General features: G+C 45.4%; 10 protein-coding genes. 8 read left to right on the top strand and 2 right to left on the bottom strand.

Annotated elements, in window-relative coordinates:
- Positions 1–6: 6 nt before the first annotated feature.
- Positions 7–276, top strand: a complete 270-nt coding sequence (locus NIES1031_RS06225) for a YciI family protein (protein WP_073548615.1) — start codon at positions 7–9, stop codon at positions 274–276.
- A gap of 69 nt (positions 277–345) precedes the next feature.
- Here NIES1031_RS06225 and NIES1031_RS06220 read toward each other — a convergent pair whose 3' ends face one another.
- Entirely contained in the window at positions 346–1,161 is an 816-nt protein-coding gene (locus tag NIES1031_RS06220; RefSeq protein ID WP_073548614.1) for a cobalt-precorrin-6A reductase, read from the bottom strand.
- Between the two features lie 707 nt (positions 1,162–1,868).
- On the opposite strand from NIES1031_RS06220, the gene NIES1031_RS06210 reads away from it, so the two are divergent.
- Both NIES1031_RS06210 and NIES1031_RS06205 read left to right on the top strand, forming a co-directional pair.
- On the top strand, positions 1,869–4,427 hold the full coding sequence (locus NIES1031_RS06210) for a mannose-1-phosphate guanyltransferase (protein WP_073548612.1): 2,559 nt from the start codon (positions 1,869–1,871) through the stop codon (positions 4,425–4,427).
- Between the two features lie 132 nt (positions 4,428–4,559).
- Entirely contained in the window at positions 4,560–5,102 is a 543-nt protein-coding gene (locus NIES1031_RS06205) for a single-stranded DNA-binding protein (protein ID WP_073548611.1), read from the top strand.
- Positions 5,103–5,169: 67 nt separating this feature from the next.
- Here NIES1031_RS06205 and NIES1031_RS06200 read toward each other — a convergent pair whose 3' ends face one another.
- Entirely contained in the window at positions 5,170–6,492 is a 1,323-nt protein-coding gene (locus tag NIES1031_RS06200; protein WP_073548610.1) for an ABC transporter substrate-binding protein, read from the bottom strand.
- A 120-nt stretch (positions 6,493–6,612) separates the two neighbouring features.
- Between NIES1031_RS06200 and pilM the strand changes: the two genes are divergently transcribed.
- From pilM to NIES1031_RS06175, 5 genes are all read left to right on the top strand, one after another.
- Complete coding sequence (gene pilM / locus NIES1031_RS06195; protein ID WP_178378058.1) at positions 6,613–7,743, top strand: type IV pilus assembly protein PilM; 1,131 nt, start codon at positions 6,613–6,615, stop codon at positions 7,741–7,743.
- 41 nt (positions 7,744–7,784) lie between these two features.
- A complete protein-coding gene (locus tag NIES1031_RS06190; protein WP_073548609.1) occupies positions 7,785–8,645 on the top strand; it encodes a PilN domain-containing protein in 861 nt (286 codons plus the stop codon).
- Positions 8,642–9,397 carry a pilus assembly protein PilO gene (locus tag NIES1031_RS06185; RefSeq protein WP_073548608.1) on the top strand — a complete coding sequence of 252 codons (756 nt, stop codon included), beginning with the start codon at positions 8,642–8,644 and terminating at the stop codon, positions 9,395–9,397. The genes NIES1031_RS06190 and NIES1031_RS06185 overlap by 4 nt, the downstream gene beginning before the upstream one ends.
- Positions 9,398–9,891: 494 nt before the next feature.
- Entirely contained in the window at positions 9,892–12,231 is a 2,340-nt protein-coding gene (locus NIES1031_RS06180; RefSeq protein WP_073548607.1) for a type IV pilus secretin family protein, read from the top strand.
- Between the two features lie 368 nt (positions 12,232–12,599).
- Positions 12,600–12,887: an HU family DNA-binding protein gene (locus tag NIES1031_RS06175; RefSeq protein ID WP_073548606.1), complete on the top strand. Its 288-nt coding sequence runs from the start codon at positions 12,600–12,602 to the stop codon at positions 12,885–12,887.
- Positions 12,888–12,898: the final 11 nt, after the last annotated feature.

Raw genomic sequence — 12,898 nt, 5'->3', positions numbered from 1 at the left:
TGTGTTATGCCTAAGTACGTAATGTGGGGAAGTTATTGCGAGGATGTGCTAGAAAAGCGCGTTCCTCATCGACAAGCTCATCTCGACGGGCTAGCTGCACAAAAAGAGTCAGGCGTATTGATTACAATTGGTCCAACAAAGGATTTAACAAAGGTTTTTGGCATCTACGAAGCTGAAGATGAAGCAACAGTTCGTCAACTTGTTGAAGCCGATCCTTATTGGAAAAATGGTGTTTGGACTGAGTACTTTATTAAAGAGTGGATTCCAGCTTTTTAAGGAGGAAGTGAACCACTAAGGCGCAGCGATCGCAGAGAAATGCGCTCATAATACGAGTTAATCGAAAATTCAGAGGTACTGACGACAAAAATCAAGTGCAACAGCTAAATCGCAGGTTTGTTGTGGATAATTAACGGTGGGTCTACTGATTGTAATAAGCGGAATACCGAGTTGAGTGGCGACAAGGCGTTTTGTGTCTTCACCACCTGGTTTCCCTGAAGCTTTGGTAATCACAAGTTGAATTTTCCACTGACGCCAAAGCGCAAGTTCTAATTCATCAGAAATTGGCGGACGTAAACAAATTAAGCGATCTGGGGTAAAGCCTGCTTGAGTGGCTGCTTCTAAGGCGATCGCCGACGGCAGAATTCTTGCAAATAACGTTGTGCGATCGTGCCAAGCTTGAAATAAGTGTAGCGGTCTGTAACCTACAGTTAATAAAACGCGCTTGTTTTGCAAACGGTTCGTTGATAATAAAGCTGCAAAGCTATCAAAATGCTCACCTTCGCTAGCTGTACTAGGCGACAAGATCGGACGTTCGTAGCGCAAGTACGGAATTTGCAGGTGTTGCGCCGAGAAGATCGCATTTTGCGAAACTTCGACAGCATAAGGATGTGAAGCATCCACAATCGCCACAATTTCTTGCTGTTTGACAAATTCAGGGATTTGAGCAAAAGTTAAACGCCCTACCCAAACTGTTAAACACGGTGCAGGCTTATAAAGCGATCGCGCCGCAGAAGTTGTTACAGAAATAATACAGCGGATATTGTAGTTCGCGATCGCCGCAGCAATTTCAACACTTTCTTGAGTCCCGCCAATTAACCACAACTTACCATACGCTGGTTTACAAGTTGGAAGTGGCTGATCAAAAGCGGGAGGAATACGCAACGCAGCTAGCCTCTTAGTGCTTTCCTGAAGTTTTGTCGATAAGATTTATTAGAGATTAACAACACTGGCCATAAGAGTGATAGAGATAATCGATTGGGCAAACTCCGCGAAAAGGTTGTGCGGTGAAATCCATTCCAAAATATCCAAGCACCTATTGCATACCCAATAACAACTAACCAATAAATCAAGTTCATTCTCAGCAACCACCTATACAACTCATTAGTTAAGCAAAAGCCGGTATCTTGAGCGGCGATAAACTTCCTCTTCCACTATCTTTAGTGTAGAGTAGCCTACAGAAATCGTTATAGCGATCAGCCTAAGTAGCTTTGAGTTAGTTGTAGCTCATAAAGTATCATAACTACCACACATTAACCAAGTTCCTGCTCAAATGTTGCCAGCGCAGGAAGCTTTTGTGCCGCAGGCTATTCAAAAAAATCTCACAAGAATGAGAACCATTCATTTATCAACGTTCATTTCTACGTACAGCCGATGCATTACCTTACTGTAACATGTGATTGTCCAATATAGGTGCACAGTTGTACACCCCTACACTGACATATATGCCTAATGAAGTTTACTCTGAACGGATGTATCTTGTGGAAGTACCTTAAGTTTCAACATACGTAGGAAACTAGAATAAGACTTGCTTTTTGCCAAAGTCATTGGCTTGGTGCCAGTGATGAGTGCAAATCACATAAGGAGGAATTATGCGTGCAGTGCTGATGGCTGGAGGGTCTGGAACGCGGTTAAGACCGCTGACTTGCGACCTTCCTAAACCGATGGTACCTATCTTAAACAGACCAATTGCAGAACATATTACTAATCTTCTCAAACGACATCAAATAACCGAGGTTATTGCCACACTGCATTATCTACCTGAAGTCATTCGCGATTATTTTCAAGATGGCACTGACTTTGGCGTAGATTTGATTTATGCCGTTGAAGAAGATCAACCCTTGGGTACCGCAGGCTGCGTGAAGAACATTGCGGAATTACTCAATGAAACATTTTTAGTGATTAGTGGTGATAGCGTTACAGATTTTGACCTCACCGCAGCGATTGAGTTCCATAAACGCAAACAAGCCAAAGCAACCTTAGTTCTGACTCGCGTTCCCAATCCGATCGAATTTGGGGTCGTGATTACTGACGAAGACTATCGAATTCGGAGATTTTTAGAAAAGCCATCCACAAGCGAGATCTTCTCGGATACGGTGAACACGGGTATATACATCTTAGAACCGTCAGTTTTAGAGTATTTACCAGCAAATCAAGAATCTGACTTTTCCAAAGATTTATTTCCTTTGTTGCTGGAAAAAGGTGAGCCGATGTACGGCTACATTGCGCAAGGGTACTGGTGTGATGTCGGACATCTTGATGCGTACCGTGAAAGTCAATATGATGGTTTATTTGGGAAAGTAAAGCTTGACTTTGCGTACACTGAGACCAAGCCAGGAATTTGGGAAGGTCAAAATACTTATATTGACCCAAGTGTAGAAATTTGTCCACCGGTGCTGATTGGCAGCAATTGCAGAATTGGACCGCGAGTGCGGATTGATGCTGGAACGGTAATCGGTGACAACGTAACGATTGGTGCGGATGCTGATTTAAAACGACCAATCATCTGGAATGGTGCAATTATTGGCGAAGATGCAGAACTGCGAGCGTGTGTGATCGGTCGTGGAACACGCGTAGATCGCCGGGCGCAAGTCTTAGAAGGTGCGGTCGTTGGTTCGCTATCAACAGTCGGAGAAGAAGCGCAAATTAGTCCTAACGTTCGTGTTTGGCCGAGTAAACAAATCGAATCAGGCGCAATATTAAACATTAATTTAATTTGGGGACAAACCGCGCAACGCAATTTATTTGGTCAGCGTGGGGTAACTGGATTAGCCAATATTGATATCACACCCGAATTTGCCGTGAAGTTAGGCGCAGCTTACGGCTCGACATTGAAGCCTGGCTCACAGGTGATGATATCCCGTGATCAACGCAGCATTTCCCGCATGGTGACGCGATCGCTAATTGCGGGTTTAATGTCTGTAGGTGTCAATATTCAAAACTTAGATGCAACCGCAATCCCGATGTCACGGACTGTTGTACCAACTTTGGGCGTTGCTGGCGGAATTCACGTAAGACTGCATCCAGATCGACCCGATTACCTGTTGATTGAATTCATTGATAATAAAGGCGTCAATATCTCGAAAGCACTCGAAAAGAAAATCGAGGGCGCCTACTTTAAAGAAGACCTCCGGCGCGTGCAAATTCATGAAATTGGTAATGTTGTCTATCCGATTCAGATGATCGACACTTACTGCAATGCTTTTGAGAAAAATTTAAATGTAGAAGCAATTCGCCATAGTAACTCGAAAGTTGTCATTGATTACACGTATGCGGTATCTGGTGCGGTTTTACCGCAACTTTTAGCGAAATTTGGTTGCGACGCCGTAGTGTTGAACGCTAGTTTGAAACAAACGGCGGTTTCTTCAGTCGAGAAGGAAGCACTCTTACAGCAGCTTGGTCATGTTGTCGAAGCATTGCGCGCGACTTTTGGCGTCCAGGTATCCGCCAACGGAGAACAACTAATTTTGGTTGATAAGTTGGGAACGCCGATTCGCGGTGAAATGTTAACCGCCCTTATGGTGAACATGATTCTCACCGCACACCCTCGCGGAACTGTCGTTGTCCCGATTCATACATCGAGTGCTGTCGAACAAATTGCCCGTCGCCATGATGGTAAGGTCATTCGCACTAAGGCAAGTCCTACCGCACTGATGGAAGCTTCTTTGCCAAGTGCTAACCCGAATGTCGTCCTTGCTGGTAGTGGGGATATGGGATTTATCTTCCCGCAGTTGCATCCTGGGTTTGACGCCATGTTCTGCATTGCGAAAGTGATTGAGATGTTGACGGTTCAAGAGCGATCGCTCGCGTCAATTCGCGATGACGACTTACCACAAGTGAGCCACCGCAGCTACACTGTACGCTGTCCTTGGACAGTTAAGGGAGCATTGATGCGCCATTTAGTCGAAACCCACAACGAGGAGAATCTAGAGTTAGTTGATGGTGTGAAAATCCGCTTTGAAGATGATAATTGGATACTGATTTTGCCCGATGCGGGCGAACCACTGGTACATTTGTTCGCTAACAGTAATGATCGTAATTGGGTAGATGATTCGCTGAGGGAATACCGCACCCGCGTTCAATCATTTATTGAACAACAACAAGGAGTGGAAGCTTACAGCAACAGTCCTCGGCAGTCAATTGTGAGTTAGGAGTGGAGTGAAAGAGTGGTTAGTGGCTAGTGTCAAGATCAACTCGTGATGAGTGACTAGTCACTCATTCTTCCCCTGACCTCCGACCTCCAACCCTTGACCCCTGATCGAGCGAACACATAGGAGAAGCGAATGAATAGCTGTATTTTGATGGCAGAAATTGTGCAAGCGCCACAACTGCGTTACACGTCTGACAACATGGCATTAGCGGAAATGCTGATTCAATTTCCAGGGTTACGCGCAGAAGACCCTCCTGCAACATTAAAAGCTGTCGGCTGGGGAAACTTGGCGCAAGAGATTGAACAAAATTATCAGCAAGGCGATCGCGTCATCATTGAAGGTCGCTTAAGCATGAGTACTTTTGAGCGATCTGAAGGCTTCAAAGAAAAACGTGCTGAGTTGACAGTACAACGAATTCACGCAGTCGATAAAACTGTAGATACAACGGCGACAAAAGCTAACCCCAAAGCTGCACCCGCTGCTGTAAGTTCGCGTTCTGAAAAAGCGGCTAAGAATGTTGATTCAGACACGATGTCTCGTACCGCAATGGCGACTTCGACAACAAATCGAACTGATGTCATAGCTGACTTTGCGACTTATGAGCCACCTGTAAGAACATCGTCAGCACCGCTACCATCTAGCGAAGACCAGGACATCGACGATATTCCGTTTTAGGAGGGATGAGGGGTGAGTGATTAGTGGCACTTTGGCTAGTTCTTCCCCTGATCTCTGACCCCGACCTCTAACCCCTTCGATCCCACTCAGCCGCAGCGTCAGCAACAGCTTGGTCTACGGTTTTTTCGCCTAACATGGCGGCTTGTAGATTGTCATAAATTGCGCGTTGCAAGACATTGCGGTTTTCCATCGCGGGAACTAAAACTTCGGCTTGCTGCAATTGACTGGCGCTGACAACGCGGGCTTTTTCGACTGTTGACGCATCGTTTGGTACTGACTTAAAGTAGCCGTCTGAGAGTGCTGCTACTGTTGAGGGTAAGACATTGGCAGCTTTGGCAAAGGCAAGCTGATTTTGATTATTTGTGACGTACAATGCAAATTTTAACGCTGCATCCGGTTGGTCGGTGTTGGCAGGAATGACTAAGTTCATGACCGCAACGTTTTTCTTGCCTGTAGGTCCTGTTATTTGTGGTGCGGTAGCTGAAACTTCTGCAATCGCTGGTGCATTTTTAGCGATCGTTTTTAAGAATTCTGGACCTGAAGCTAATAACGCAGTTTGTCCTGCTTGGTACTGCTCAATACCATACCTATGCCCCTGCGTCAATACTTCGGGTGGTATGAGTTCATGGCGATACAAATCTACCCAGTACTGAAACACAGCCCGACCTTCAGGAGTATTAAACGCGGCTTTGCCTTGCGCGTCTACTAAATTGACTCCCATTTGTACAAAAGATTCCAAAACTTCGGCAGAATCTTCGGGAACAAACGTTGTAAAAAACGCGTACTTCCCAGTTCTTTCTTTAACTTGTCGCGCCACTGTTGCTAATTCTGCATACGTGGTTGGCGGTTGACTTACTCCTGCTTGCTTTAACAAATCGGTGTTATAAATTGTCAGGCGTGTTGTGAGGTACCAAGGTAAACCAAAACTTTTCCCATTGATCGTGCTTGCTTTCCAGATGTTGGGAAGATACGTTTGGCGGACATCCGTACTGACTTTGGAATCTAAATCTAACCAAGCATTCCGCGTTGCTAGCTGCGAAGCAAAACCAGGATTTAAGTTAACGACATCCGGTGCAGTGCGTGCTGACATCGCGGTTAGAATTTTGCTTTCCATTGCTGACCAGGGAACATCGACCCAGTTAACCTTAATTTCAGGGTTTTCAGCTTCAAAAGAACTGATGAGGTTATTGAAGAAATCCGTGAATTGTGGCTGGAGTTGCATTGTCCAGAATTCCACATTAGTGTTACCTGATGCCGATTGCTGGGTACTATTATTGACGTTACCAGTACCACAACTAACAACCCAACTCAAAATTAAACCTAACAAAGCAAAAATTCCGAGGCGTTTCCAACCTCTGAATTTGCTACCAAATACTGATATTATCGACATTTTTCAAACGTAACTTGCTGACTTATACGCGCAAAGCAATTCTAAGCTAGAGTAGCAAACATTCACTTTTAAGTCTCTCACTCTCAGTTTCTTTTTACCCTCTAGACAACCAGCAAAACTGTGCTTAACCGCTTCCAGACACTACCTAACCGCTTACAGATACTACCAAAACGTGCCAAGGGAGTTGGTGTTGAACTGGCTCCGGAACGGATTAACATTGCCCAGCTACGCAAACAAGGACAGGGAATAAGACTGGCGGCGTTTACCTCAGTTCCCGTACCCGAAGGAATTTTTCAGGATGGTCAAATTATTGATCCACCAGCGCTTGCTGAAATTATTCAATCCGCTTTAGCCCAAAGCAAAATAAAAGCTAAGCGAGTTGCTACCGCTGTTCCTGGAAGAGATTCACTCGTGCGTTTAATTCCTTTACCTGCCGAGTTGGATGACCAAGAATTACGCGAAATGGTACTTAATCACGAAGCAGGTTTGTATCTCCCGTATCCGCGTGAAGAAGCTGATGTCGATTACCAAAAGCTTGGGTATTTTGTGGATGAAGACGGAATTGAAAAGGTACAAGTCTTGTTAGTTGCTACGCGCAAAGAGGTGACAGATACTTACATTGATACATTTCAACAAGCTGGGCTACAAGTTGATGTTTTAGAAATTAATAGTTTTGCGTTGTTACGCACGATTCGAGAGAAATTGCGCGAATTTCCTTCGCAAGAAGCCGTTGTGTTAGTTGATATTGAATTTGACAACACCGAAATTGCCATTATTGTAGATGGAATACCGCAGTTTTCGCGGACTGTCCCGATAGGTACATTTCACCTGCAAAGTGCGCTATTGCGAGCACTGCACTTACCAATGTCTAGAGATACACAAGTCTTACTACAGTCGGTGATTATTCCCACCACGACAACTGATGAAATGAGAGGAGTCATCAATCCTACAGTTGACCCTGGTACCGCCGCAATGTTGCGCGTGATGGGAGAGTTAATTGACGAATTACGGCGATCGCTCGATTTTTATCTCAGTCAAAGTGAAAATCTCGAAGTTGCCCAAATTCTCTTAGCAGGACCTGGGGGAGGATTAGTAAACTTAGATGAGTTCTTCCAACAACGAGTAAACATTCCCACCGTACAAATCGATCCTGTGGCAGCTTTGTCATTAGAAGTTGATGAGAAAAAAATTACTCCAGGACAACGCCCAGGACTCGGAATTGTTCTTGGTTTAGGAATGCGCGAGATTTAGTTAACTTGCCTGTCAGCTATCCATCATGATGAATACTCAATATGTACAGTCTAGACATTAACTTTATTCGCGATCGCCCAGAGTACACCTTAAAAAACGCTGGTGCTAAGCAATTAAAGCTACTCGCGGGCGATACAACACCTTTGTATTTGGGAATTGCAATCGGCGTGATTTTGCCTGCGATGATTGGTGGCGCGTGGTTAGTTTTGCAAACGCGCATTGGACAACTCGAAGCCGAAAATGCCGAGCTTGATGCTGAATTAAGCCGCTTGGGACTGCAAGAACAAGAAATTCAGACGACACAAGCGCAAATTAATCAAATTCGCACAGAAACCCAAGCTTTAGCTACGGTATTCAATCAAATCCGTCCGTGGTCAGCGATGTTGCAGGATATGCGCGATCGCATTCCCCGCGCAGTCCAAATCGAAACCATCCGCCAAACCGCTGCTGCAACTCCCCAACCCAGCCCGCAAGCTGCGAATAATAACAATAACCAGCAACAGCAACAAGAGGGACAAGATCAACAAAACGCTGAACAGCAGCAACAAAACCAGCAAACCGCACAAGTTCCCGCAGGTAATATAGAAATTGCTGGAATTGCTCGCTCTTTTAACGATGTCAACGATTTCTTACTAACACTGCAACAATCAGCATTTCTCAAACCCACAGACACGCGAATTGTCACTGCTGAGTTGGTAGATATTGCCGAACCAGGGACAGTCGCTGTACCCCAAGCAAATTCAACCGCAGTTGTGACGCCTCAAGCTGTAAGATATACAATTCAATCAACGTTGAGCGATGTTCCTGCCTCAGAGTTGTTAAGAGAACTGGAGCGTAAGGGTACATTAGGATTGGTAACTCGCATTCGCACACTGCAACAGAAAGGTGTGATTCAACAATGACGGTGACTGAAGACTTTATTCCTGAAGAAAGCATCGAGTTTCAACCAGTGGCGCCAAGTTACCCTAAAGCATTTGGCGTGACACTGACTCCGGCGGTAAGCGGTGTGCTGATTGCGCTGTTAGGGCTAGCAGGAAGTGTTTACTTGGTTGTTAATTTGTTAATGCCAACGTGGCAAAGACACCAAGAATTGCAAACTAGTCGCGATGAAAAAAATGTGCTGGTTGAACAAAAACAACTTGCAATCCAACAAACCGAACAAGTTAGAGCCGAGTTAGCCCAAGTCAAACAGCAAAATTCTCAAGTTCTCACTTTATTTGCTGACGAGCGCACGTTAGATACCTTGTTATTGGATTTGAACCGTGTTGTAGAATCAGGAAATGCCCAACTCGCGCGAAATGCCCCTAGGGCAAAACTGAAGCGATTTGTCCCCGTTAATCAGTCACCAGAAATTGTTTCAGATGGTAGTCTTGGAGGGGCTGTCAATGGAAAACTCAAGCGCCAAGTTGTCAATATTGAGCTAGAAGGCACTTTCGAGCAAACGCAATCAATCATTCGCAATATTGAGCGGCTACAGCCATTATTGATAGTTAAAGATTATCAATCATCCCTGGCACAAACCGGAGACAATCAACAACCTGGTGTTGTGCAGCCACGAGGCGCAGTTATTACAACATCTTTTCAGTTAGAAGCCTTAATGCCAGCTAGCCCCGCCGAAGCAGCCGCAGCCGCAAGTACCCAGAATCAACAGTAAATAAATTATAGAAAAATTCTGATTTTCGGATTATAGCGATCGCCTGTATGGTTAGAACTTTGTCAAAAGATAAAACTATTTCCCCATTACAGGCAAAGGAATATTCACCCTTTATTTTAACGCTGACTATTATGGACAAGGCAATGCCTTGCCCCTCTACCGTATTTTCACTGAAATCTTAATATTGAATATATTAAATTTCTTATGCATTGTCGGTGGAATTGCTCTTGGACACAAAGGATAGATAGCGTTATTTTTTTTATATTTTGTGATATAAAGCTAGCTGGAAATAGTTAATTAGTGAGCAATTTATTATACTAATTTGAATTGCCAAGGATTTAATAAACATTTTCAGCAACTCAGTGTCACGCCCATTATTCAAACTTGGTATTCGTTGTTTTACCAGTTTTCGCAAGAAGTACATAACATTTTCTAAACAAATTGAATTGCACTCGTAAGTTGAGTAACAAAGTAAAAAGGCTGAGGAGAAAACAGTGAGACAGCTTCCAGGTAGTGGAATGATATTAACTGGAGCAACAATAACGTTGCTAGCAGCACAGCCCGTGTGGGCAGCAGCAACACAGGTGACAGCAGTACGTCTGAATCCAACAAATCGCGGGTTGAATGTCATTCTAGAGACTGCCGCAGGCGATCGCCCGCAAATTTTCACGAGCAGCCGAGGTAACGCCTTAGTCGCAGATATCATTAACACACAGTTGCGATTACCACAAGGCAACAGTTTTCGTCAAGATAACCCAGCCCCTGGTATTACCGCAGTCAGTGTCACTCAACTTGACCGCAATAGTGTCCGGTTAGTCGTTGTTGGAAGTACCAGCACTCCCACAAGTCAGCCTGCGGCTAAAAATGCTCAAGGAATCCTCTTCAGCATTAGTCCTACATCTGGCGCTGCACCTGTTGCACAAGCGCCAGCCCCGCAACAACCACCTGCACAAACTCCGAGTCAAACGCCAGGGGTTCTCGTGCCTAATCCTGATGTACAAATTCAGGGCGCACCCACACCCCAACCTGGAACACCAACACCACCCCCTTTTTTACCACGAGCCGTTGCCCCACCAGTAGGTGATATCGCGGTTTCCAACGTTGATTCTTCTGCCTCGGCGATTGATTTAGAAACCAACGAACGCGTACCGCGCTTGGTCTTACGCGATGCGCCTGTCAGAGAAGTGCTAGCCCTCCTGGCGCGGGCGGCTGGACTCAACCTCGCGTTTAGTGCGGCTCCCGCACCTGGTACGCAACAAGCGCAAGCTGAGCCGACTCCTGGCGGTGAAGAAGGACCAAGAATTTCTTTGGATATAGAAAACGAGTCGGTACAAGATGTTTTTAACTACGTCTTGCGGATCAGTGGATTGCAAGCTAACCGCACAGGACGCACGATATTTGTGGCGCCACGCTTAACAAATGAAGCGCGTAACGTCATTGTCCGCAGCTTGCGACTCAATCAAATTAATGTGGGTAGTGCCTTAAACTTTTTGGTGGCAATGGGTGCAGAAAGTGCTGTCAGCCGCGAACGTGTTGTCACAAGTGTAAATGCGGTGCCTGTGGGAGGTTCAGCAACACCCGTCACGCAAACGCAAACGAGTACAGAAACGCGAGTCGAAACGCAGCGAATTGACTTTCAAGACTCGATACCACTGCTACGTGGTTTACAGGTCGTGGGAGATGAACGCACAAACTCTGTCAGCTTAATTGGTACTCCGCGCCAAGTGGAGATTGCAACTGCGCAATTAGTGCAAATCGATTCGCGTAGGCGTCAAGTCGCTGTCAACGTCAAGATTGTTGATGTTAACCTGCTGAATACAGATAATGTCAACACGAGCTTTTCATTTGGCATCGGGGACAGTTTCTTTGTTAGTGATGGTGGTTCGGCTGTCTTTAATTTTGGTGGGACTAATCCACCGTCAGCAGGTACTGCGCAAACAAACCTTTTTGGTCGCCCTGTAGTTCCTAATCCTTTTGGTGAGGGTCAACCCTTCCTTGAAGCCCAGCCGAATGCACCTTTTGGTACAGGCACTCCGCAACAATTTGCGAATCCGCCATTACAACAAGGCAATGTTCAAAATGGATTTGGTACCTATCCTCGCCCTCCGTTTGGAACCAACAATAATCCTCTGCAACCTGGAGTCACAAACATTCCAGAGACAGGTCCGATTGAGTTTAGCTTGCCAACGCTGTTCCAATATCCCAGTAGATTTTTGTCGCGTTTACAAGCTGTCGTGACTAATGGTAATGCCAAAATTCTGACTGATCCGACGCTGACAGTGCAAGAAGGACAGACCGCGATTGTCAACCTTACACAAGAAGTTTTTGGAGGTTTTAGATTACAAACGCAGACCGACCCGACAACAAACTTAACAACTCAAGTTCAAGAACCAATCATCAAGCAAGCGGGTTTAATTTTACAAGTCAGAGTTGACCGCATTGATGACAATGGGTTCGTCTCGTTGTCGGTTGCGCCTACAGTTTCGGCGATTACGGGGGAACAAACAACGCCGCAAGGAACAATCACGTTGCTCTCATCACGTCAGTTAACTTCAGGACAACTGCGTTTGCGCGATCGCCAAACTCTGATACTCTCCGGCATCATTCAGGAATCAGACCGCGTTGAGGCAACTAAAGTGCCGATTTTGGGTGACATTCCCATCCTAGGAGCGTTATTTAGAAGTAGAAGAATAACGAACTCGCGCCAAGAAGTCATTGTGTTACTCACGCCTCAAATTCTCGATGATTCGCAAAATGCTTCGTTTGGCTACAACTATAATCCTAGCCCTGACGCACGGCAGATGTTAGAACGCCAACGTTTTCAGACTCGATGAAACTAGGCTGGAAATTGGGAAGAAATTCTAATCGCTGATCTCTGATCTCCGATTTCTGACCCCTGCTTCATATCCCTGACCTCTATGGGCAAGGCAATGCCTTGCCCCTCTGACCCATTTTTTCGGGCAAAAATGCCACTTTTTTTGGGTGAAAATACCTAAAAAATGTTGAAATCCATATATCTTAAAGGTTTCACCGATCCAGATTGAGCTAGCACGCCTTAGAATAGGGCATTGAAATATCGAGCCTAGGAGAGTTTCAGCGATTGTCTTTCAATGAAACTTGCTCGACTACAAGCTGAGTCTCCACACATCCTGAGATTCGGTAGTTTCGTCAAATCTAATCTGTAAACTCTAAGGAGATCCACATGAACAAAGGTGAATTAGTTGACGCGATCGCAGACAAGGCAAGCGTTACCAAAAAGCAAGCCGATGCAGTTTTAACCGCAGCTTTAGAAACAATCATCGAAGCTGTTTCTTCTGGTGATAAAGTCACGCTGGTAGGTTTCGGTTCATTCGAGCCGCGCGAGCGCAAAGCCCGTGAAGGTCGTAACCCGAAAACAGGTGATAAAATGGATATTCCAGCAACAAAGGTGCCTGCATTCTCCGCTGGGAAGCTTTTCCGCGAAAAAGTGTCACCAGGCAAAGACGAGTAAAACGGCTCACA

It is taken from the genome of Chroogloeocystis siderophila 5.2 s.c.1, from assembly GCF_001904655.1.
Taxonomy (GTDB): Bacteria; Cyanobacteriota; Cyanobacteriia; order Cyanobacteriales; family Chroococcidiopsidaceae; genus Chroogloeocystis; species Chroogloeocystis siderophila.
This window is presented reverse-complemented; position numbering and strand designations above follow the sequence as displayed.

Excerpts from the sequence above, each read along its gene's own strand:
- NIES1031_RS06210 (WP_073548612.1), top strand. The coding sequence starts at position 1,869 with ATGCGTGCAGTGCTGATGGCTGGAGGGTCTGGAACGCGGTTAAGACCG.
- NIES1031_RS06175 (WP_073548606.1), top strand. The coding sequence starts at position 12,600 with ATGAACAAAGGTGAATTAGTTGACGCGATCGCAGACAAGGCAAGCGTT.
- NIES1031_RS06205 (WP_073548611.1), top strand. The coding sequence starts at position 4,560 with ATGAATAGCTGTATTTTGATGGCAGAAATTGTGCAAGCGCCACAACTG.
- NIES1031_RS06225 (WP_073548615.1), top strand. The coding sequence starts at position 7 with ATGCCTAAGTACGTAATGTGGGGAAGTTATTGCGAGGATGTGCTAGAA.
- NIES1031_RS06190 (WP_073548609.1), top strand. The coding sequence starts at position 7,785 with ATGTACAGTCTAGACATTAACTTTATTCGCGATCGCCCAGAGTACACC.
- NIES1031_RS06200 (WP_073548610.1), bottom strand. The coding sequence starts at position 6,492 with ATGTCGATAATATCAGTATTTGGTAGCAAATTCAGAGGTTGGAAACGC.
- NIES1031_RS06185 (WP_073548608.1), top strand. The coding sequence starts at position 8,642 with ATGACGGTGACTGAAGACTTTATTCCTGAAGAAAGCATCGAGTTTCAA.